The organism is Mucilaginibacter gossypii (assembly GCF_017569325.2).
Taxonomy (GTDB): Bacteria; Bacteroidota; Bacteroidia; order Sphingobacteriales; family Sphingobacteriaceae; genus Mucilaginibacter; species Mucilaginibacter gossypii.
The window spans coordinates 308,065-331,067 of record NZ_CP071878.2 but is presented as its reverse complement, the minus strand read 5'-3'; the positions used below and the strand labels follow the sequence as shown (position 1 = coordinate 331,067).

Below are 23,003 nucleotides of genomic sequence, written 5' to 3'. Positions count from 1 at the left end.
CGAAGCCACGCCATGGCAGCGCCATTAATTATTTATTTAGTAACAGGCAGGAGGTTTATGGCCTTTTGTAAAGTTTGACCCAGACTATAAACTTATTTTTTATAGCCTGGGCTAAACAGGTAACTGGAATGACCAATATATAAAAACGGGCTTAAACTACCGCCCATTAAATTACAATTTAACTGTTGCCGGCAGATATTTGGCAATCAGATCCTCATAATAAGGTTTTAACTCGGATACTACCGGCGGTTTCGGGCTTTTAGAATACAGATCGTACGGATTAAATTTATCAACCCATTTAAACATCTCCTGGTCATGCGCATTCAACAAATGGTCATACGCTTTTTCGCGGTGCTGTGAGTAAAATGAGTGATAGCGGATCATGTACAAAGCTTCTTCGGGCAGGTAATCTTTGGTGATATGGTACAGGTACTCATCATGTCCCCATGACATATGCACATTTTCGAGCCCACATTGATGAGTATAAACGCCATACTTGGTATTGTAACGCTCATCGTAGCTATCAGGATTTGCGGCAAAAAATTCCGGGTAAACTATCTTATCCGAAAATTTACAGCCCACCGGGAATGTGTCGCCCACTACATTCCATTGCGGTTCGCCAAAAAGGCAAAGTACCTTGCCTAAATCATGTATAAAGCCTGTTAATACAAACCAATCCGGGTGTCCATCGGCGCGGATAGCCTCAGATGTTTGCAGTAAATGCTGCAGCTGATCAAGCGAAATATCCGGATCCGATTCATCAACCAGGGTGTTCAGGTATTCCATTGCCGACCACCATGGCATTTCTTTTTTATCAAACTGTAAAAAGTTTGCCTTTTTAGCTAATACGTTGCCATAGGTTTGATAAGTATGGTTAAGCCTGTAAAATTCCCGCACCGGGTTATTTTCATCGTCGTTATAAACCCTGAACTCCTCTTTGGCTTTCTCTGCACCCGGTTCCGGGTACCTGCTCAATACATCATCTTCCCATACGTCAAGACTCGGCAATGGCGATATCTCTTTTTCAGTTAACTTTTCCATATTGTAAACCTTTTATTAAATATTAAGCACCTTGATATTTATTGCGCTCCCAAACCAAATACCACAGAAAATCCAATTAATTATTGCGGCTTTAAGTTTTACTGGAGCTGCAATTCAATGCTCCGTTTAGTTTTATAATGATTAAATTTTGATAAAAAAAACGGTCCTTTTATATTAACTGCAATATTTATTTACGTAAACGATTAAGTTACACTAACGTTAAAAGCTGCACGCACAACGTTAAAAGCCCTTAAATTGATTAGCAAGGCTGATTCCTACTGTGAAATGGAATTACCTCTTAAGGATCTTATTTTTACTTGTTCCGGGAATCTGAATCCCTTTAACCGAAGATTTGGTTACCCCGTTTAACACAACTACCGGCAGTGATTTAACCTGCGGTATTTTGAGGCCGTTAATGATTAAACCATCCACATCATCAAACACGCCGGCAGCCCTGAAATCATTCCCTAAGCAGCTAAGGGTTACATTTTTAAACGTTACCCCTTCTGCATGGCGTGCGTAAAAACCCCAGGCCGGCAGTTCGCCAAACATTGAAAATTCGGGATAATCATGCGGATTTTCCGGGATCCTGGTTAATGAATCGAGGCTAACATTTGCCACAACTTTGCTGGCATCGCCGTGGTACACTATCTTAATATTTTCAAGTGTTACATTTTTAACAGGATGTCCCGGCAAGCCCGCAATTGACGAAGGAAAGGTATTATGGTTTCCTTTAACTAAAGGCCCTTCCATAGGATAACCTTTATCGGGTTTACCTTTCGGTACATCTACAGTTACATTACTGATGCGGATACCATTGATGCGGCTTACTACAGTGTCTTTATTACGATGACCAAGACGGATAAAAATGGCATTGCCAGTATTTACCGCATTGATATTACTGATATCAATATCTTCCATCACGCCACCATCAACACACTCCAAAGCAATGGCCGACCGGTAGGTATCGTAAATTTTCACATTCTTTATCGTTATCTTTTTAAAACCGCCACGCGAAGCCGTGCCAAATTTGATGCCGCTGGCACTTGACCTGGTGGTACAGTTTGCCACATAGATATTTTCACAGCTACTATTCCTGTCGCTCGATTTTAGGCAGATGCCATCATCATCGGCATTAAAAAAACTATTGGTAAGCTTTACGTTTTGGCAATCAACCAAATCAATACCGTCGTTATTCCAATAAGTATTGCTTTCTACTTTGATGCTGTCAATAACCAGGTCGCGGCATTTGGTATAATCCTGTACCCACACCAGGCCGTTTTTCATGGTTACACCTTTTATCTGCACATCGGTGCAATTGGAAAAATGGATCAGTTTAGGGCGATTAGGTTCCTCGGGCTGAGTTTGGCCCCATGGGTTTTGCTTTTGCCATAACGAATCCCTTAATTTACCCGCTTTCAGCATCGCAAAAAGGTCTTTCAGCAATTCTTCTCCGTTTCCATCAATGGTACCTTTACCTGTTATGGCAATATGCTGCAGGTTGTTGGCGGCTATCAATGGCGCTGCATGGCCTTCACCATAATCAATCCTTTTTGCGCTGCCCAGCAATACAGCATTTTTGGCAAGGTTAAGGGTAACATTTGATTTTAGGCTGATAGCAGCCGTTAAAAACTTTCCGGCTGGTATATAAACTGTTCCGCCACCCTGTGCGCTTGCGTTATCAATAGCTTTTTGAATACTGATTGTATTGTTGGTAATACCATCAGCTTTAGCACCGTAATCGGTAATATTAAATACTTTTTGTTGCGCATAACCGGCAAATGGTGTTATAAGCAGCGTTAAAAAATGAAGGATTTTCATTATTAGTTATAATTAAAAGAAAAATTCAAGCAGGTTTATCGCTTATTGAGTTTACGAACAATGAAGCGTTTAATTGTACATTAAACACCTAAACTATTAAACTTTCAATTTAATTAACGGTGGCGGTGTACTTTTATTTACGTAAACGTTTACGTAAAAGCAGTAATATTGACAATAACCCTTACTAAACTTACGCTTTATTACTACACGTTAATATCTCAAACAATGCTTTTGGTTTAAATCAATTTTATATCTTTGCCCCTGTCTGCTCCCGTAGTTCAATGGATAGAATTATGGTTTCCGGTACCATCGATATGAGTTCGAATCTCGTCGGGAGCACAAAAGGGACTTGCAATTCGTAAGTCCTTTTTTGTTTCATCTATTCACTTCCGCATACCTCTTCCTAAACGCCGTCGGATTCTCCCCTTTATACTTTTTAAAGATCCGGTTCAGGTGACTTTCATCAGTAAAACCAAACTCATAGGCTATTTCGCTCATGCGTTTATCGGTGTATTGCAGGCGGGTTTCAATCAGTTTCAGTTTATAGCTTGTGATATACTGCTGCAAGCTTTCGCCGGTGGTTTTCTTAAAATATTCGCTGATGTAGTTGGGCGAAAAATTAAATGATGAAGCGATGCACTCAGCTTTCAGGCGGTCGGGCTGGTAAATGTATTCGTGGATATAGTTAAGCAGCGGCAACGTAGTTGTTGAAGGTTGTTTTAAAACATTGGCATGCTGCTGTAGCGTGATATTGCGGGCGGCAATAGTTATAATAGTATTCATCAATTGCTCAACTACCTCATTATGCTGTGGAAAATCATTTGAAGTTTCCCGTTGTAGTGCTTCTATCAGAGCCCTTACCAGCGGCTTATCGGTAACTGTTTTAAGGATGCAACCGGGCAAATGGTTATGGTTATGAAAAATGTATTCCATTTTTTTAACCCACTTTTCGCTTTGTGTTTTCAGGTAGCTATCAGTAAAGCGGATGAAGTAAAAGCGGGTTAGCTCGTGCACCTCAAAGCCGTGGTGATCTTCCGGAAAAATCAAAAAGAATTTATCAGAAGCATAAGGCAGTTCATGCCCGTTAATGATCTGGATCCCCTTGCCTTCCAGCGTAAATACCATTTCAAAAAAAGTATTGCGGTGCGGTTTAGCTGTGTACTGGCTTGTTTCAAGCAACTCCAGTTCATAAGGCCTGTACAGGTTCTTGGTTTCCATACCCGTAAAGTTACAGATCATCCCCCTGAATGTACAAGGCGCAGGTACCGATTATACAGAACTTTGACTTATCAAAACAAAACGAAATGAACACTACATCTTTTTTGCTTTTAAGACTGGCTATCGGGGCCAGCATGTTTGGTCACGGATTGGTTCGCTTACCTAAACTTAGTGGTTTTAGCCAGTGGATGGTTGGCACATTTGAAAAATCAATGCTGCCTAAAGCTATGGTAACACCTTTTAGTTACCTGTTACCAATTGCCGAATTTACCACAGGTATACTGCTCTTATCAGGCCTGTTTACCAAACCCGCTTTAATTGGTGGTGGCCTGGTAATGATCATATTAATATTAGGCAGCTGTTTGATCGAGAATTGGGAGATCCTTCCTTCACAGCTGATCCATGCTGCTTTCTTTGCTGTACTGCTTCAGTTTGCAGCCAACAATAGCTATTCATTAGATAACCTTTTCTTCAATAAATAATATCATGAGCTCCAGAAGAGATTTCGTAAAACAAGGCGGGCTTTTAGGGTTGGCCGGCCTTGTGGGCAGTAATTTAGCATCAGCTAAACAAAACACACCGGTAAATAACTTTAACACCTCAAAATGGGCCGATGGTTCAAAGCTGGTGGTTTCAGTATCCATGCAGTTTGAGGCCGGCGGCCAGCCGGATAATGCAGAAAGCCCGTTTCCGCAAAACATGCAAAAAGGTTTTATTGATTTGCCCGGCGCAACCTGGTTTCAATATGGTTATAAAGAAGGGATCCCCCGCATGCTGGATAACTGGGACAAGCTGGGCATAAAAGTAACATCGCACATGGTTGGTTCGGCTGTGCTCAAGAACCCGGGATTAGCCAAAGAAATTGTTGACCGTGGGCACGAGGCAGCAGCGCATGGTATGAACTGGGCAACGCAGTACACCATGCCTTATGAACAGGAAAAGCAGTTTATAAAAGATGGCGCCGATGCCATTAAAAAAGTAACCGGCTTTACTCCCGTAGGCTACAATGCCAACTGGCTGCGCCGCGGCGAAAACACGCTGAAAATATTACAGGAACTTGGTTTCGTATACCATATTGACGATTTGAGCCGCGATGAGCCTTTCATCATCCCGGTAAATCAAAAAGACTTCGTGGTGGTGCCTTATACCATCCGTAACAACGATATCGTGCTGATTGAAGGCAAAAATTTCTCGGCAGACCAATTTCTCACACAGGTAAAAATGGAATTCGACCAGCTTTATGCCGAGGCTGAGTTTAAACGCCGCCAAATGTCAATCAGTTTCCACGACCGTATTGGCGGTACCCCGCAAATGGTTAAGGCCTCCAATGAGTTGATCAAATACATACAACAGCACAAAGGCGTAAGCTTTAAACGCAAAGATGAGATCGCTAAAATGGCTTTGGAGGATAAAACGACGATAAGGGAGAGTTGAATATCCCAGATTTATAAATAGGTCATGCTGAACTTGTTTCAGCACCCCACATAACAGGTAGCCGATTTGCTTAGCACGGTTGCTTAGCGAGTGGGATGCTGAAGCAAGTTACCCATGACAAGTTTAAAAAACGCCTGTCATTCTGAGTGTAGCGAAGAATCTTCTGTAATATACAGAGCCGCTAAGCAGGGTGAAGAAGATCCTTCGTGCCTCAGGATGACAATAAGAGTTAATGTCATTTCACCTTCAGAGTCCACGGATTTAAACACTCAGCATGACTTTTAATTTTATTTTCATTCCTAATTCTCCTTCATACCCGGATACTGGTCAAAAAGAGCTTTTAACTTTTGGGTCATTTCAGGGTATTCTTTTATTACGTTAGTACGCTCGCTGGGGTCATAAGCCAGGTTAAACAGTTCGGTTTTTGCAGGTAGCGGTGAACCTGCTACGCCACCAACGTTGTTATTTGCCTTTACTTCGCGATACTTCCAGTCGCCAAGGCGTACGGCTTCGCAAACGCTGTTATTGTAATAGTAAATAGGCCTGTGATCGGGATGTTTAGGCGCCTTTCCGGTTAATACATCAGCTATCGATTGTCCATCCAGGGTGCGGCCTTTGGGTAGCGGGGCACCTGTCCATTTAGCCAGGGTTGGTAACACGTCGAGGTTACTCATCATGCTGGTGATGCTTGCGCCAACCGGGGTATGGTTTTTCCAGTAAACGATGAACGGCTCGCGCACACCGCCCTCGTAGGATAATCCCTTGCTGCCGCGAAATACACCGGCTGTGCCTGCATCCCAATGTTTGGTAGCATTATCGCCCAGCATCCGGTCAGGGAAATCTATCCACGGACCATTATCGCTCGAAAACATGAATATTGTATTATCAGCCAGTCCCCGTTTTTCAAGCTCCGCCCAAACTTGGCCAAGGCTTTCATCAAGCTGCTCAACCACATCACCCAGGTGACCGCCCTCGCTGTGGTTTTTATTTTTTGCCGATGACGCAAAAGCCACTGGTAAATGCGGCATATTGTGAGCGAGATATAAGAAAAACGGCTTATCACCCTTTTTCTGCTCCTTAATAAAGCGGATAGCTTCGCGCTTGTATAACTCAATCAATGATGAATCGACAGGTCTTAGAACTTCGGGCTTATGATTGCGGAATACTTTAATAGTTGTATCTGTTTTAACATAAGGCGAACGGTAGTCATGACTGTACAGCAAACCATAGTATGAATCAAAACCCTGCGCCATGGGATGGTTGTAAGCTGCATGATCGCCAAGATGCCATTTGCCTATCATGGCTGTTTTATAGCCAATTTGTTTCAGCATTTCGGCAATGGTAACTTCCTGATCAGGAATCCCAAGCGATGAACCGGGCCCTATAGGGTAAGGCAAATTCATCCTTGATGCATAACGCCCGGTTAGTAATGAAGCCCTTGATGGTGTACAGGTTGGGCTGCTTACCACGTAATTAGTTGCCCTCACACCTTTTTGCGCCATCTTATCTAAAAATGGCGTACGGATCACCGGGTTACCATAGCAACTTAAATCGGAGTACCCCATATCATCGGCCAAAACAAAAATGATATTAGGTAATTGCTTTTTTTGTGCCGAAGCAGGTACAATTAAAAATATGAAAGCCAAAAGGAAAAGGCCTTTGCAGGTTAATTTGGTGAGACGTTTCATTACCCGGTGAAAATAGTTTTTTATAGCGGATGGTTGTTAAAGATAACTTAACTTTTACAATGGGGAACCTTGATTTATAGGATTAAAGAATTTCCTTGATACTTAAAATCAGACATCAGGAAATCATTCAATCGAGAAAATCGAGGTTAAGAGTTTAAGGATTCCCTGATAATTAGATCAATCTATCATGAAGTCCTCTAATCAAGCGCATCAAGGTTAAGCTTTTCAACAAAGCAACTTGAGCTTTTCAACAAAACGCCGCGCCACCTGCCAGCTTAACTTTGTGTTATCAAAATAAAGATAACACTATGAAAAAAGTATGGTTTATAACAGGCAGCGCCCGCGGATTAGGCCGCAGCCTTACAGAAGCAGTTTTAGCAACAGGTGATAATGTTGCCGCTACAGCACGTAACCCAGAGCAATTAAAAGATCTGGCTGATAAATATCCCGGCCAGGTATATCCGATAAAATTAGATGTTACCGATTACCCGGCAGTACATAAAGCCGTTGCCGATGCGGTAGCCCACTTTGGCAAAATTGATGTATTGGTAAATAACGCCGGTTTCGGTATCGTTGGCGCCGCCGAAGCGTTCACTGATGAGCAGGTACGCAGTCAGCTGGAAACAAATCTTTATGCTCCTATCGAGATCACCCGCGCGGTTTTGCCTTATATGCGCAAGCAACGTTCGGGCCGTATTTTACAGATCAGCTCGGTTGGTGGTCGCGTTGGTAATGCAGGTTTAAGCATGTACCAGGCAGCTAAGTTTGGTTTGAGCGGCTTCACCGAAGCTTTAGCTAAAGAAGTAAAGCCACTTGGCATACTGGTTACCAGCGTTGAGCCTGGAGGCTTCCGTACCGATTGGGCCGGCGACTCGATGAGCTATGCACCAAAGGTTGAAGGCTATGAACAAACTGTTGACGCGCGTGCCGATTATTTATCGAGCGGCAAATTTATTCCTGTAGGCGACCCCAAAAAAGCAGCGAAAGCAATGGTTGATCTGGTTGAACATCCGGAGCCTCCTGTACACCTTATATTGGGCAGCGAAGCCGCCGGCTTATTAAAAGCTGCCGATGAAGTACGCAAAGCCGAATTTGAAAAATGGCTTCCAATTACAACTTCAACTGATCATGCCGAAGCAGAGGATTTTCTGAATACAGAATTTGGGAAATCAATAACAGCTCAAAAAGCATAATATAATTTCGGTTGTGGGGACTGTCCCCGGGGATATACCAGACTTACGAAACTTTCAAAACTTCGTAAGTCTTTCTTTATTATTAAATTTGAACAACATGCCTGTGTCAAATACAAAAACGTCGCCGCGGATACTTTATTCTTGCTACTCGCAAGTGAGCAGGGCCGGCGAGCAATTTATTGCCGACCATGTATTCGGCTATATCCTCTCCGGCGATTCGGAGCTTTATGTCAACGGTAAAAACTATTATTTTAAACAGGGCGATTACCGCTTTTTGAAACGGAACGAACTGGCAAAATTTGTAAAGCATCCACCCCCAGGCGGCGAATTTAAAACCATCACCATTGGTATGGATCAGGCTACCCTGCAAAGTATGAGCGCCGAACTTGATTTGCACGCAGATGGCTCGTATACAGGTGAAAGCGCCTTATTTTTAAGGCCAAACGACTTGTTCAGCAATTACATTAAATCGTTAAGCCCCTATGTGGATAAAAGCAGCGATGAGATCAATCCTGCCCTTACCCTGCACAAGGTTAAGGAAGCTGTAATGATTTTGCTGGAAACAAACCCCGAACTCAGGAATATCCTGTTTGATTTCAGCGAACCCGGCAAAATAGACCTGGAGGCTTTCATGACTCAAAACTATCGTTTTAATGTAGACTTGAACCGCTTTGCTTACTTAACCGGCCGCAGCCTGGCTACTTTTAAGCGTGATTTTGAACGGATCTTTAATATATCACCCAACCGGTGGATCCAACAGCAACGATTGAAGGACGCTTATTTCCTGATCAAAGAAAAGAAGCACAAGGTATCTGATGTTTATATCAATGTGGGCTTTAAAGATCTCTCCCACTTTTCCTTCGCCTTTAAAAAAGCTTATGGGGTAGCGCCGTCGGCGGTGTAACCGCTGAGGTAGAGTCAAGAAATCAAGAATCAGGAAACAAGAAGCAAGAAGTCAAGACTTAAGAATCAGGACGAGAAAAAGAGTCAATAAATCATGAGTCAAGAGCTAAGACATACAAAAGCCAGGAATGGATTAGATCTCATTTCCTGGCTCTTGTATCTTATTGTCTTGACTCTAAATTTTGTCTTGACTCTAAATTCTTAATTCCTGACTCTTGCCGTCTTGGGTCTATTCCCTAAACGTTAAACCTGAAGTGCATAATGTCTCCATCCTGCACAATGTAGGTTTTACCTTCAACGCCCAGCTTGCCGTTCTCTTTGATGACAGCTTCAGAGCCGTTGAATTTCACAAAATCTTCGTATTTAATTACTTCGGCACGGATAAAGCCTTTTTCAAAATCGGTATGGATTACACCTGCAGCTTGTGGCGCAGTGAAACCCTGGGTAATAGTCCATGCGCGTACTTCCTGTACACCTGCCGTAAAGTAGGTAGCCAGGTTTAATAACCTGTATGCAGCTTTGATCAGTTTGTTAACACCCGATTCGGTAAGACCAAGGTCATCCAAAAACATCTGGCGTTCTTCATAGGTTTCCAGTTGTGAAATTTCAGATTCAATTTGGGCTGAGATGATCAGCACTTCGGCGTTTTCATCTTTAACGGCTGCTTTTACTTTTTCAACGTAAGCATTACCGGTACTTACCGAACCTTCATCAACATTACAAACATATAATACCGGTTTGGCGGTAAGCAGCCAAAGGTCGGCTACATATTCTTTATCTTCTTCCTCAACAGGTGCAGTACGGGCCGACTTACCTTCCAGCAGGTGATTTTTATAAACGGTTAAAACATCGAAGGTTTTTTTAGCCTCTTTGTCGCCACCGGTTTTAGCCATCTTTTCAACCTTCTGAATCTTTTTCTCTATAGATTCAAGGTCCTTTAGCTGTAGTTCAGTATCAATGATCTCTTTGTCGCGGATTGGATCAACCGAGCCATCAACATGGATCACATTATCGTTATCAAAGCAACGTAATACGTGGATGATAGCATTGGTAGCGCGAATATTCGCCAAAAACTGGTTACCTAAACCTTCGCCTTTGCTGGCCCCTTTAACCAGGCCGGCAATATCAACTATCTCTATAACGTTTGGTGCAATTGATTTTGGCTGTACTATTTCGGTAAGCTTTGTTAAGCGCTCATCCGGCACTGTAATTACACCCACGTTTGGCTCGATGGTACAAAACGGAAAATTAGCCGCCTGTGCCTTAGCGTTTGATAAGCAATTAAAAAGTGTCGATTTGCCTACATTCGGCAAACCTACTATACCACATTGTAAACCCATTTTTGTGTTTTTAGTTGATTGAGTGAATGGTTGATTGGGTTGATTAAGTTTTGATTTTGGTAAACTAATCAACCATTTAACCTAATAAACCACTCACTTTAAAAAGCGCAAAGATAACAGAAAATTTTGCCTTATAATTTGAAAAAATAAACGACTTTTGCGCTCGGAAAAAAGAAGCAAAATATTAATACACCGATGTAAAAAAGGAGGGCCTATATATGGAAGAAATGGTTGAGCAAGTAGAATTGTTACTGGAAAAACAAGACGATACCCAATTACAGGAATATTTGAACAACCTTAACATATCGGATGTTGAAGAACTGATTGGCGAACTTCCTGAACATGGCCCCAAATTTATCGAAACTCTTTCGCTTAACCGCGCGGTTAACGTGTTCCGCATCCTTGAATTCCCTGTGCAAGAGCGGATCATCAAAAAACTTTCGGGTCAAAAGCTTGAAGACCTGATCAACGAACTCCCTCCTGACGACCGTACGTCACTTTTCAGCGAATTGCATGGTGACGCCGTTCAAAAACTTATCCAAAAACTTTCACGCGAAAACCGCGAGGAGGCTTTAAAACTTTTAGGTTACGAAGAAGAAAGCGTTGGCCGCTTAATGACACCCGACTATATTGCCGTTAAACGCACCTGGGACGTAAGCCGTGTGCTTTCGCACATTCGCCGGTATGGTAAAAACTCAGAGACCATCGATGTTATTTATGTAATTGATGAGCACGGTGTTTTACTTGATGACATCCGGATCCGTGAGATCTTATTGGTAAAGCCCGAAACCAAGGTGAGTGAGCTAATGGATGGTCGTTTGATTTCGCTTAGTGCCAGTGATCCGCAGGAAGAAGCAATCAACGTTTTCAGGATGAATAACCGCACCGCCCTACCTGTTGTTGATAATAATGACGTATTGCTTGGCATTGTAACAGTTGACGACATCCTTTGGATAGCTAACGAAGAATATACCGAAGATATCCAAAAAATAGGTGGTACGGAAGCGCTGGATGAACCATATCTTGATATCAACCTTTTTAAACTTGTAAAAAAACGCGTAGGCTGGCTCATCATTTTATTTTTAGGTGAGATGCTTACCGCTACCGCTATGGGTTATTTTGGCGATGAGATCTCCAAAGTAGTTGTACTGGCTTATTTTATTCCATTAATTATTTCGAGCGGTGGTAACAGTGGTTCGCAGGCTTCAACCCTCATTATCCAGGCCATGGCCCTTGGTGAAGTTACCGTTGCCGACTGGTGGCGGGTAATGCGCCGGGAAATCCTTTCGGGTTTAATGCTTGGTGTTTGTTTAGGTTTGATAGGCTTTTTACGTATAGCGGCCTGGAGCATGTTCAGCAATATTTACGGCCCGCACTGGATGCTGGTAGGTTTTACAGTAGGCGCATCCCTTATCGGCATTGTTTTATGGGGGTCTTTGTCAGGTTCGATGCTACCGCTCTTGTTGAAGAAACTTGGTGCCGACCCTGCTACCTCGTCGGCTCCGTTTGTAGCCACCCTGGTAGATGTTACCGGTTTGATTATTTACTTTACTATAGCCGTAATATTTATGCGGGGTATATTATTGTAATCCTCGTTTTCAAATATAACACACGAAAAAAGCCCTGTTTCTTAATAAGAAGCAGGGCTTTAATTATTTTAGTTTAGTGTTGTTCTGTAGTAATTAGATCTCAAACGAAAAATCTTCATCGGCAGATGCCCTGGCAATTTCAGGGTTTTCGCTGTACTCATAGCGTTTCTCAACTACCTCCTGGTTTGATTTGATGTAGTCGATGGTATCTTTCAAACCTTCGGCAAATTTTTCAAAGTCTTCTTTATATAAAAAGATCTTGTGTTTTACAAACACCCCATCTTCCAAACGTTTTTTGCTTTCAGTAATAGTAACATAATAATCGTTTGAACGGGTTGCTTTTACATCAAAAAAATAGGTCCGCTTCCCGGCTCTCACCTTCTTCGAATAAACCTCTTCACGCTCTCTATTGTCAAAATCTCCCATATATATTTACCTGTAATTAGTTTTGGTTGGCATAAATATAAATAAATTTTCAAAGTGCAAGTATTTTATTCGTTATTATTGAGTTTTTTGAAACAAAAGTGTCATTTTTTTGTGTGGATGACCAATTACAGGTGAGCTGTGAAAAGAGAGCGCATACCAGTTCATCTCCCTACTGGCACAAGTGTTGTGCGGAGGTTGCGGGAATGCTCACTTGAGCCTATTCGTTATGCATTTTCCTCTTCTTCCAGTAATTGTTTTTCGTAAAGCTCAAAGTAGGTGCCTTTAAGCTGCATGAGGTACGCGTGGTTACCCTGCTCAACAATTTCGCCGTTATCCATTACCAGGATCTTGTCGGCATTTTTTATGGTGGAAATGCGGTGGGCTATGATGATGCTTGTTTTATCCTGCATTACCCGGCCAAGGTTATTCAAGATCTCCTCTTCCGTGCGGGTATCAACTGCCGAAAGACAATCGTCAAAGATCAAAACCTGCGGATGCTTAAATATGGCGCGTGCAATGGATACGCGTTGCTTTTGCCCGCCCGATAAGGTAACGCCGCGTTCGCCGATGAGTGTTGTAAAACCTTCTTCCAGTTCAATAATATTATTGTACACCGCAGCATCTTTGGCGGCCTGCTCAACAACCGGCATATTTAGTACATCGGCGCTAAAAGCAATGTTATTGGCTATGGTATCCGAAAACAGGAAAACCTCCTGCGGTACAAAACCTATTTGCGAGCGATAGTTTTCGAGGCCAAGTGATTTTATCGGCCGACCGTCAATGGTGATCTCCCCGCCTGTAGTATCATACATACGCATTACCAGGTTGGCAATGGTTGATTTACCCGAACCTGTCCGACCTATAATTGCCAGCATCTGTCCCGGCTCTACGGTAAACGAAACATTCTTTAAGGCCTGGATGCCGGTATCAGGATAAATGAATGACACATCATCAAACTTAATCAATCCCTCAACATGGTGTTTGTCTGCAAGCGGCGAAATGATCTCGGGCTTTTCATGCAAAAATTCGTTAATGCGTTTTTGCGAGGCGGCGGCGCGTTGCACCAGTGAGGTTACCCAGCCCAGCGAAATAACCGGGAACGACAGCATATTGAGGTACACAATAAACTCGGCAATATTGCCCGGGGTAATGTTACCTTTTATTACTTCCACCCCGCCAACGTACATGGTTATTACGTTACTGAGGCCTACCAGTAATAACATGATCGGGAAAAACAGGGCTTGTACTTTAGCCAGTTCCATAGAGTGCACTTTATAGTCTTCGCTCTCCTTTGCAAAGTTTTCGCGCACAAAGCCTTCGCGCACGTATGACTTGATCACCCTGATGCCCGAAAAGTTTTCCTGCACAAAGCTGGATAAACCAGACAGGCGCTCCTGGATCATCTCGCTGCGGTGATTGATAATATTGTTTACATAGTAAATAACACCAGCCAAAATAGGCAATGGCAATACCGAAAAAATGGCCAGTTGTACGTTTACTGTGAGCATGGCATATATCACCATAACAAACAATACTACGGTATTGATGGAGTACATAATACCCGGCCCAAGGTACATGCGCACACGGCTAACATCCTCGGTTACCCGGTTCATTAAATCTCCGGTGTTGTGGCGGCGATAAAAGGCCAGTGAAAGTTCCTGGTAGTGGTTGTAGATCTCGTTTTTTAAATCGTACTCGATATGGCGCGACATGAGGATGATGGTTTGCCTCATAAAAAACAGGAACAGGCCCCGCAGCAAGGCCAGCACCAATACCAGTGTACCAAACAGGAATAAGCTGGTACCGAAAATATCGTAAATAAAACTCTGCCTGTCGAAACCCGAGAAAAGCTGGTAGGCTCCGATGTTTTCGGTAACCAGGTCAAAAGCTACGCGGATAACCTGTGCCGGCAGCACACCAAAAACATTGGATATAATTACAAACAACACACCCGGGATAAGCCGCCAGCGGTATTTGTAAAAAAACTTATTAAGGTATGCGAGGTCTTTCATTTATTATTATAGTCCGGAAGTCGGGAATGTCCGAAAGTCGGAAAGTCCTGACATAATAATCAAAAGTATTAAAATTTGAGGAGAGTGATTGGATGGAAAAGTCGGGAGGATGTAAGAATGTTACATTGATACACTCGTAATAATCCTGGAAGTGTTCAATTTTTAAAAGTGTGAACACTTGCATATTTTTCTAAAATAAACACCATTGATAATCAATACATTACAAACAACACAAACGCCCTTAAAAGTCCAATTGAACACACACATCCTAATAATCAATCAGTTACAAAATCAAGAAGTAAAAAGTTGAACACCCGTTTTTTAAAAGTTGAACACTGACAGGATCATGCCAGTATGATTGCGCTTTGTTAATTAATCGTTTATCAAAAGTAAGGGGCTACACGTCATCAATTTTTAACAAGCGGAGCGCCAGGCCGCATGAGGCTTGTCAATAAATTTTAAGCTAACAGGCTTTTAATATTACTGTTTTAAATACCAGGCTCCGTAAAATCAAACACAATGGCCGGTGTTTCCTGCAATAACAGTACCTTCGCCGCGTTTACAAAACGGAAGCGGGTAATATTGATCTGCTTCTATAATTTATAATTAAACTTAACCTTTGACCAAAATATCTCTCCCGCTCCTGATGACTGCCAAATTACGTACACTCCCTTTATACTTATTATTGATATGTTTCTTTGCAACCGGATGTAAAAAGACCGACAGTCCACCAAAGCCAACTACAACAATAGCTATTAATCCTTCATCGTTAAATGTAGTTAAAAACCCGATCTATTCTTACCGGTTAGAAGCAACGGTTAGCAATGGCTCGGGATCTGAGCAAATAACCTGGAGCTCCGAAAACACCAGGATAGCAACAGTTACTGCCAATGGCTTGGTTTCGTGCTTAGCGGCAGGGCAAACCAATATTGTTGCTACCCTTACAGATGGAAAAACCTTTGCTAAATGTAAAGTGACCATTACCGACGAAAACGATTACAAATATAGGCTCATACTTAAAGACAAGGGCACATCTGCTTATTCGATAAATAAACCATCCGAATTTTTATCGGCGCGAGCAATTAAGCGCCGCCGGAAACGTAATATCCCAATTGATGGAACAGACCTCCCGATCTCTCCCGATTATATTAAAGCGATAAAACAGGTAGGCGGTGTGATAGTAGCACAAAGCAAATGGCTTAATACGGTTAGCGTAAACACATCTGATCAGTTTTTGGTAGATAAATACAAAGCATTACCGTTTGTAAAAGATGTGGTATTGGTATGGGAAGGACCAAGACTTAGCACAACACCAGCTAAATACACTGACATACCGCAGCCAGGTTCAAACCAAACCGCCAATACGCCACTTGATTACGGCGCGGCGACAGCAAATATCAGCACATCCAATGGGCAGGCCCTGCACAACAAGGGCTTTAAAGGCGCCGGGATTGATATTGCCGTTATTGACGAGGGCTTTATCAACCTGAAAACTAACCCGGCTTTTAACAACGTCAGCATCAAGGGCGCAAAATCATTTGTTTATGAAAGTCCCGATCCATATGCTATTGATAACCACGGCGTATGGGTTACATCATGCATGGCGGTGAATAAACCCGGAACCTATGTAGGCACAGCCCCCGAAGCAAATTACTGGTTACTCCATACTGAGGATGCATTAACAGAGTACCCTATTGAAGAAGATTACTGGGTTAACGCCATTGAGTACGCCGATAGCGTTGGGGTAGATATCGTTAATTCGTCGCTTACTTATACAAATGGTTATTACCTGACCGAGGCCCGGTATAAATTTGAGGATATGGACGGAAAAACGGCAATGGCCACGAGGGCAGCCAATGTTGCGTTTAACAAAGGCATTTTTATTGTATGCTGTGCAGGTAACGAACAGCAATGGGTAGGTACTCCTGCCGATTCGCCTGATGCGCTAACGGTAGGTGCAGTTAATTATACAGGTATTATTGTCCCTATCTCGTCGTTTGGAATAACAGTTGATGGCCGTGTTAAACCCGATATTGTAGCGGTGGGCATAGGAGCCGGTGTGATTAACCCGATGGGGGTTTCGGAAGAACGAATGGGCACATCCTATTCCAGCCCTATTATGTGCGGCCTGGCTGCCTGCTTATGGCAGGCTTATCCCAAACTAACTAATAGAGATCTGCTTGTGGTGCTCAGAAAATCAGCTAACAAATATAATAACCCGGTTATGCCTTACGGTTATGGCCTTGCCGATATGCAAAAAGCTATGGATTTTGCTAAAACTATATCTGATGCTAAATAATATGAATATGATATATGTCCGTTACTGCAAGGCCATACTTTGCGGTAAATGCGCTCATTTATAATAAGCCACAAATTTAAACCCGAAAATTACCTCAAAATCAAATTTGTTTTCATAATCCAATTATAATCATCAAGCCTTTAATATCGAACTAAAGGTTGTTGATACATATTTAATGGCGTTTTCATACATACTGCAACTTAATATCTTTGCCAGTATTAAAAAAAACCTCTACTTTTGTGCGCTTAAAGACATTTACTTATAGTACTAATGCCTGAACAACATCCACCGGAATCCATATTTAACCAGCTTGACGCTTTCGGGCATAAGAAAGTTGTTTTTTGCACCGATCCTGATACCCATCTGAAAGCTATTATTGCAATCCACAATACAACGCTTGGCCCTGCATTTGGCGGCGTACGTATGTGGGCCTATAAAACCGAAGGTGATGCCCTTAATGATGTATTGCGATTAGCAAAAAGCATGACCTATAAAGCAGCGATAGCCGGCCTTAACCTTGGCGGCGGTTATTCGGTGATCATCGGCGATTCGCGCCAGGACAAGAACGAAGCTTTACTGCGTAAATTTGGCCGGTTCATTAAAAACCTTAACGGCGAATTTATCGCTGCCGAAGACGTAGGCACCAGTCCGCGCGATATGGAGTACATTAAAATGGAAACCAACCATGTTACCGGCGCTCCTGAAAACATCGGCGGCAGCGGTGACCCTTCGCCAATAACAGCGCTGGGCGTTTTGATGGGTATTAAGGCTTGTGTAAGGGAAATGTACGGCAGCGACAGCTTAACAGGCAAATCGGTTATTGTACAGGGCATTGGCCATGTGGGCGAAAACCTGGTACGCCTGCTAAGGGACGAAAATGTAAAAGTTTACGCCAGTGATATCAACGAGGAACGCGTAAGCCAGATCTCTAAAAAATATGGCGCGCAGCCGGTATCAAATAATAATATTTTTGATATAGATGCCGATATTTACGCCCCCTGCGCTATGGGCGGTACAGTAAATGATCAAACCATTGCTAAATTAAAATGCGGCATTATAGCAGGTTCGGCCAATAACCAACTGCTTGACGAGAGCGTACACGGACAAATGCTGCTTGATAAAGGTGTGCTGTTTGCGCCCGATTATGTGATCAACGCGGGCGGTATTATTACCGGTTACTCGGAGTTGATGAATTTCAATAAAAAGCGTACCTTACAGCTTACAGAAAATATTTATGAAGCTACGCGCAATGTGTTAAAGCTGTCAAAGGCCGAAAACATTCCAACCATTAGCGCGGCCAATAAAATAGCCGAAAAACGCATTGAAGACATCAGAAAAGTAAAATCATCCTATTAAAACAATTAATTTTTATATAAACCGTTTGCATAAGCAAACCAAATCGTTCTTACAAAAATGTTAAACAGAAGGCACCTCCGGGTAAAGGTATTACAGGCACTGTACGCGTATCATCAATCAGACACGAAAGATGTTAAGCTATTCGAGAAAAACTTGCTGAGCAGCATTGACCAGGTTTACGAAATGTATATCTGGATGCTATCATTAATTAATGAAGTAGTAAGTTTTGCCGCGAATGACGCACAGGAACGCGCCAACAAACACCTCCCTACCGCCGATGACTTAAATGCAAACCTAAAGATCCTCACCAACAGGTTTATCCTGAGCCTGAACGATAATAAGGAATACATTACAGCCTGGAAAAAGTACAAAGTTGACTGGACCTTTGAGCCCGAACTTGCAAAATCACTTTTCATTATCCTTAAAAACTCGCCCGAGTATGCCGAGTATCTTGCCAAAACAGACGATACACTGCAAACAGACAAGGATATCATCAAATTCATTTTCAAAAAGGTTATCCTTAAATCATCATTAGCCGAGCAGGTTTTTGAAGACAGGTTTATTTTTTGGCCTGTTGATAAAGACGTGCTCCAGGCGCTGATTGCCAAAACGTTCAAAAACTTTTCGCATGATGATTACAAGCTTAACCAGCTTGCCGAAATTACCGGCAACTGGGTTGAGGACCGTGAGTTTGTGGTAAACCTATTTCAGCAAAGCATCAGGTACAATGATGCCTATCACGAGCTAATAGCCGCTAAAACCCAAAACTGGGAGCCCGAGCGTATTGCTATGATGGATACCCTGTTAATGAAAATGGCTATAACTGAGTTTATTAACTTTAATTCTATCCCTGTTAAGGTTACTATAAACGAGTATCTTGAAATATCAAAAGAGTTTAGCACGCCTAAGAGTAATTCATTTATAAACGGTATCTTGGACAAGATTTTAATAGAGCTTAAAGCCGAAAACAAAATCAAAAAGATAGGCCGTGGCTTAATAGAATAATATTAAAAAATGAAAAAACTATTTTTAAGCTTAGTAGCAGCAGGCATGTTATTATCGGCCTGCAACAGCAGCAACGGCAACACAGCCGATAACGCTTCAAAAGCTAATGCCGATAGCGCCGCAACCGCGGCTAACGCGCCGGTAGCTAAATTTGAAAAGGAAAGCCACGATTTCGGCAAGATCAAAGAAGGCGACAAAGTATCGTACGATTTCAAGTTCACCAATACCGGTAAATCGCCGTTAATTATTACCAACGCGCGTGCTACCTGCGGCTGTACTACCCCTACCTGGCCAAAAGCGCCAGTTAAACCCGGCGAAAGCGGCGTGATCAGCGTTACTTTTAACAGTGCCGGTAAAAGCGGTTTACAGGATAAACAAATAACCGTTACAGCAAACACCCAGCCCGCCGAAACCATGGTACATTTAATTGGCGAGGTTTTAAAAAAATAACAATTAATTTAAACAAATGATAGCTACTATTTTATTACAGGCTTCAAGCGGCGGCTTAGGCAGCTACGGTTCATTAGTACCAATGGTACTGATTATCGTGGTGTTTTACTTCTTTATGATCCGCCCGCAGGTTAAAAAGCAAAAAGATCAAAAAAAATACGTTGAAGAACTTAAAAAAGGCGACAGGGTTATAACTACAGCCGGCATCCACGGCCGTATCGTTGATTTAAACGAAACCACATTTTTGGTTGAGGTTGAAAACGGCAAGATCCGTTTTGATAAATCGGCCATATCGCTTGATGCATCAAAAGCATTGAATACACCGGCGGTTGAGAAGAAAGCTTAGTTTTTTAAGGCGAAAGGAAAAAGGTTAAAGGCGAAAGGCAGAAGCAAATCGCTTTAAAACCAGAAAACTTCACTCCAATAAAATAAACAAGATGAAAGGTTAAAGGAAAAGGAATCCACGAAAGTGCATGACCTTTCACCTTTAACCTTTCGCCTTTAACCTTAGATATGGCAATAGTAAAATTATCGGCAACAGAACGCAGGCGGCTCTCGGTATTTTTTACCTGTTTGTCGCTGGCTATCATTGCCTGGATTTTTACTACCCTTTCCGATCCGCTTCCGTATAAGGTAAAAAAGGTTTTAACTTTTAAAAACGCGCCGCAAAGGCGGGCTTTTCATTCGCTGCAGCCCGATACTGTTGATGCTACCATACAGGGTACCGGCTGGCAAATGCTGTTCTCCAGGCTCAACAGCGATAATAAGCCACTAACTGTTGACCTCCGCTCGCTCGAAACCCGCAATTATGTGGTTATCGACAGCACGCAGCTTAAGCAGATGAATATGGGGAAAGATCCGGCCAACCGCGTTTCATCTATTGACCCGGATACGCTTTATTTTGATTTCAGTAACCGCCTTATCAAAAAGGTCCCCGTTCAGCTTACCATGGGCGTTAGCTATCAAAAGCAATTTGCCGTATCAGGTAACATAACGGTGAGGCCTGCTTATGTTACCGTGAGCGGCCCTATTGAACGCCTGAAGCAAATCACGTCGTGGAAAACAGACTCGCTTAAATTCAGTAATGTTAATGAAACCATTAATACCCGGGTTAACTTAAAGCCCAGCGATGAAGGCAACCTGAATGTTTATCCGCGCTCGGTACAGGCCATCGTCCCGGTTGATGAATTTACCGAAAAAACACTGGAGATCCCCGTGAAGTTGATCAATAACAATAACTATTACACCGTAAAAGTATTTCCGCAAAAAATTAAAGTAACTTTTACTACGTCTTTAAACCGATATGCCGATATTGATGAAGACCTGTTTGAGGCTGTTGCCGATCTTAATCTTTGGCGCGATAAGGGTTATACGGCCCTGCCTGTAAAGCTTATCCATATGCCTCCCTTTTGTAAAATAGTAAAGATTGCCCCTGCCAATATTGACTTCTACATAAAAAAATAATGCTTAAAATAGGTTTAACCGGTAACATAGGCAGCGGCAAAACTACCGTAGCCCAGGTATTTGAATTGCTTGGCATCCCTGTTTTTTATGCCGATGACGAAGCCAAAAAAGTAATGGTTGCCGACCGGCTTCTTATTGAAGGTATTAAACAAACTTTTGGTCCGCAGGCTTATTTTGATGATGGCAGCCTTAACCGCAAATATATATCGGGGATAGTTTTTAACAATAAAGCCGAACTTGAAAAGCTTAACGCCCTGGTACATCCTGCCGTGTTCAGGGCTTTTGATAGTTTTGACCAACTGCACAAGGATGCTCCCTACGTGATCCGGGAAGCGGCCATTTTGTTTGAAAGCGGCTCATACAAGATGTGCGACAGGGCCATCATGATCACCGCTCCGCTTGAAACCCGCATTGCCCGTGTTATGGAACGCGACGGCATTAGCCGGGCCGATGTTGAAAGCCGCGAGGCCCGCCAGCTATCGCAGGAGGAAAAGCTGAAACTGGCCAATGATGTAATTATTAACGATGGTAAACAATTGGTTATACCGCAGGTAATAGCCCTGCATGAACTTTATTTATCGCTCGCTCAGCATTAATGATACTTGACGATTTTGTTTCTTTTGACGAAAAAGGGCTGTACTGCAAATACGGCGACTTTTATATCGATCCGCAACTGCCGGTAAAAACGGCTGTAATATCCCATGCCCATGCCGATCATGCCATAAGTGGTAACAACAACGTTTACTGCACACGTGCCACAGCAAGCATTATGCAGCTTAGGTATGACCGTACCGCCGCCAAAGTTTTTAACATAGCTGCATTTAACCAGTCGTTTGAAGTAGGCAGGGTTACGGTAACACTGATCCCGGCGGGGCATATGCTTGGTTCGGCACAAATACTGATGGAGTATGATGGCGCAAGATATTTATACACCGGCGACTATAAGCTACAGCCCGATGCTACCTGCGAACCTATTGAATGGGTTACCACCGACGTGCTGATCACCGAAAGTACTTTTGCCAATCCGGCTGTTATCCATCCCAATCCGGTGACTGAGATCCGTAAGATCAACGATATTAAAAGCAATATTTTACTTGGTGCGTATGCGCTGGGTAAAAGCCAGCGGTTGATCAACCTCATTACCGAACATTCCCCGCAAAAAAAGATCCTGGTACATCATAAAATAATGCCCATCAATGCCATTTATGAAAAGATGGGCTTCCATCCCGGTAAGTACCAAATTTACGGCCGCAAACTGATGAAGGTGCAGGATGAGTTTGTTTACATTGTACCGCCCTTTACTTTCGACAGTTACATCAGGGCCACGGGAGTAAAACGCCTTTTTGCATCGGGATGGAAAAACCTGCAGGTTAATAACCAGGATACCCTCTTTATATCCGACCATGTGGACTGGAACGATATCCTGCAAACCATCGCCAACACCAAACCCAAACAGGTGTGGACACTTCACGGTAAAGGCGAGCACCTGAAAGCTTATTTTAAAGATGATATCTTTGTAAAAATTCTGAACTGATGTTGCAGGAAGGCATTGATTATTATATCAACGAAGATGGCAATTTTGTTTTTACCGAAGCCTACCATTTAAAGCGGGGCTATTGCTGTAAAAACAAGTGCCTGCACTGCCCCTGGGGTTATGGCAAGGTAAAATTATTTGGAAATGACACTGAATCAGACGGTAGCGATAAATAAATCAATGTTAAATTAAAAATAATTAAACATATTTGCATCCAATTCATTACTATT

Annotated in this window: 21 protein-coding genes and 1 tRNA gene; 15 read left to right on the top strand and 7 right to left on the bottom strand. The window is 42.7% G+C overall.

Going from position 1 to position 23,003, the window contains the following annotated elements:
* Positions 1-171: 171 nt before the first annotated feature.
* Together J3L18_RS01570 and J3L18_RS01565 are read right to left on the bottom strand one after the other, a co-directional pair.
* On the bottom strand, positions 172-1,041 hold the full coding sequence (locus J3L18_RS01570; RefSeq protein ID WP_129571336.1) for an inositol oxygenase family protein: 870 nt from the start codon (positions 1,039-1,041) through the stop codon (positions 172-174).
* Positions 1,042-1,332: 291 nt separating this feature from the next.
* Positions 1,333-2,862 (bottom strand): glycoside hydrolase family 28 protein, encoded by a 1,530-nt coding sequence (locus J3L18_RS01565; protein ID WP_129571337.1) that lies wholly within the window; start codon positions 2,860-2,862, stop codon positions 1,333-1,335.
* Between the two features lie 267 nt (positions 2,863-3,129).
* On the opposite strand from J3L18_RS01565, the gene J3L18_RS01560 reads away from it, so the two are divergent.
* A tRNA-Arg gene (locus tag J3L18_RS01560) sits at positions 3,130-3,201 on the top strand.
* 36 nt (positions 3,202-3,237) lie between these two features.
* Here the strand turns inward: J3L18_RS01560 and J3L18_RS01555 are convergent.
* Positions 3,238-4,080, bottom strand: a complete 843-nt coding sequence (locus J3L18_RS01555; protein WP_129571338.1) for a helix-turn-helix domain-containing protein — start codon at positions 4,078-4,080, stop codon at positions 3,238-3,240.
* Between the two features lie 86 nt (positions 4,081-4,166).
* On the opposite strand from J3L18_RS01555, the gene J3L18_RS01550 reads away from it, so the two are divergent.
* Positions 4,167-4,562, top strand: coding sequence for a DoxX family protein (locus J3L18_RS01550; protein WP_129571339.1), 396 nt, complete (start codon positions 4,167-4,169; stop codon positions 4,560-4,562).
* Between the two features lie 4 nt (positions 4,563-4,566).
* Positions 4,567-5,514 carry a polysaccharide deacetylase family protein gene (locus tag J3L18_RS01545; RefSeq protein WP_129571340.1) on the top strand — a complete coding sequence of 316 codons (948 nt, stop codon included), beginning with the start codon at positions 4,567-4,569 and terminating at the stop codon, positions 5,512-5,514.
* A gap of 299 nt (positions 5,515-5,813) precedes the next feature.
* Here the strand turns inward: J3L18_RS01545 and J3L18_RS01540 are convergent, their stop codons facing one another.
* Positions 5,814-7,202: a sulfatase family protein gene (locus J3L18_RS01540; protein ID WP_129571341.1), complete on the bottom strand. Its 1,389-nt coding sequence runs from the start codon at positions 7,200-7,202 to the stop codon at positions 5,814-5,816.
* A gap of 308 nt (positions 7,203-7,510) precedes the next feature.
* Here J3L18_RS01540 and J3L18_RS01535 point away from each other — a divergent pair, with 308 nt between their 5' ends.
* Both J3L18_RS01535 and J3L18_RS01530 read left to right on the top strand, forming a co-directional pair.
* Positions 7,511-8,395, top strand: a complete 885-nt coding sequence (locus tag J3L18_RS01535; RefSeq protein ID WP_129571342.1) for an oxidoreductase — start codon at positions 7,511-7,513, stop codon at positions 8,393-8,395.
* Positions 8,396-8,492: 97 nt separating this feature from the next.
* On the top strand, positions 8,493-9,299 hold the full coding sequence (locus J3L18_RS01530) for a helix-turn-helix domain-containing protein (RefSeq protein ID WP_129571343.1): 807 nt from the start codon (positions 8,493-8,495) through the stop codon (positions 9,297-9,299).
* 235 nt (positions 9,300-9,534) lie between these two features.
* Here the strand turns inward: J3L18_RS01530 and ychF are convergent, their stop codons facing one another.
* Positions 9,535-10,638 carry a redox-regulated ATPase YchF gene (gene ychF / locus J3L18_RS01525; RefSeq protein ID WP_129571344.1) on the bottom strand — a complete coding sequence of 368 codons (1,104 nt, stop codon included), beginning with the start codon at positions 10,636-10,638 and terminating at the stop codon, positions 9,535-9,537.
* A 218-nt stretch (positions 10,639-10,856) separates the two neighbouring features.
* On the opposite strand from ychF, the gene mgtE reads away from it, so the two are divergent.
* Positions 10,857-12,227: a magnesium transporter gene (gene mgtE, locus J3L18_RS01520; RefSeq protein ID WP_090528011.1), complete on the top strand. Its 1,371-nt coding sequence runs from the start codon at positions 10,857-10,859 to the stop codon at positions 12,225-12,227.
* A 93-nt stretch (positions 12,228-12,320) separates the two neighbouring features.
* Here mgtE and J3L18_RS01515 read toward each other — a convergent pair whose 3' ends face one another.
* A complete protein-coding gene (locus J3L18_RS01515) occupies positions 12,321-12,653 on the bottom strand; it encodes a DUF3276 family protein (RefSeq protein WP_090528014.1) in 333 nt (110 codons plus the stop codon).
* 224 nt (positions 12,654-12,877) lie between these two features.
* Positions 12,878-14,665, bottom strand: a complete 1,788-nt coding sequence (locus J3L18_RS01510; protein WP_129571345.1) for an ABC transporter ATP-binding protein — start codon at positions 14,663-14,665, stop codon at positions 12,878-12,880.
* 619 nt (positions 14,666-15,284) lie between these two features.
* Between J3L18_RS01510 and J3L18_RS01505 the strand changes: the two genes are divergently transcribed.
* The 9 genes from J3L18_RS01505 (at position 15,285) to J3L18_RS01465 (ending at position 22,949) form a co-directional block, all read left to right on the top strand.
* Complete coding sequence (locus J3L18_RS01505; protein ID WP_129571346.1) at positions 15,285-16,964, top strand: S8 family serine peptidase; 1,680 nt, start codon at positions 15,285-15,287, stop codon at positions 16,962-16,964.
* A 270-nt stretch (positions 16,965-17,234) separates the two neighbouring features.
* On the top strand, positions 17,235-18,320 hold the full coding sequence (locus J3L18_RS01500; protein ID WP_091175201.1) for a Glu/Leu/Phe/Val family dehydrogenase: 1,086 nt from the start codon (positions 17,235-17,237) through the stop codon (positions 18,318-18,320).
* Between the two features lie 57 nt (positions 18,321-18,377).
* Positions 18,378-19,325 (top strand): transcription antitermination factor NusB, encoded by a 948-nt coding sequence (nusB, locus tag J3L18_RS01495; RefSeq protein WP_129571347.1) that lies wholly within the window; start codon positions 18,378-18,380, stop codon positions 19,323-19,325.
* Positions 19,326-19,334: 9 nt separating this feature from the next.
* Positions 19,335-19,775: a DUF1573 domain-containing protein gene (locus J3L18_RS01490; protein WP_091175205.1), complete on the top strand. Its 441-nt coding sequence runs from the start codon at positions 19,335-19,337 to the stop codon at positions 19,773-19,775.
* Positions 19,776-19,791: 16 nt separating this feature from the next.
* A complete protein-coding gene (yajC, locus tag J3L18_RS01485; RefSeq protein ID WP_112657676.1) occupies positions 19,792-20,121 on the top strand; it encodes a preprotein translocase subunit YajC in 330 nt (109 codons plus the stop codon).
* Between the two features lie 167 nt (positions 20,122-20,288).
* Positions 20,289-21,239: a CdaR family protein gene (locus tag J3L18_RS01480; RefSeq protein ID WP_129571348.1), complete on the top strand. Its 951-nt coding sequence runs from the start codon at positions 20,289-20,291 to the stop codon at positions 21,237-21,239.
* Positions 21,239-21,835, top strand: a complete 597-nt coding sequence (coaE, locus tag J3L18_RS01475; RefSeq protein WP_129571349.1) for a dephospho-CoA kinase — start codon at positions 21,239-21,241, stop codon at positions 21,833-21,835. The genes J3L18_RS01480 and coaE overlap by 1 nt, the downstream gene beginning before the upstream one ends.
* Positions 21,835-22,773: an MBL fold metallo-hydrolase gene (locus tag J3L18_RS01470; protein WP_129571350.1), complete on the top strand. Its 939-nt coding sequence runs from the start codon at positions 21,835-21,837 to the stop codon at positions 22,771-22,773. Before coaE ends, J3L18_RS01470 begins: the two co-directional genes overlap by 1 nt.
* A complete protein-coding gene (locus J3L18_RS01465; protein ID WP_175489998.1) occupies positions 22,773-22,949 on the top strand; it encodes a C1orf53 family protein in 177 nt (58 codons plus the stop codon). Before J3L18_RS01470 ends, J3L18_RS01465 begins: the two co-directional genes overlap by 1 nt.
* Positions 22,950-23,003: the final 54 nt, after the last annotated feature.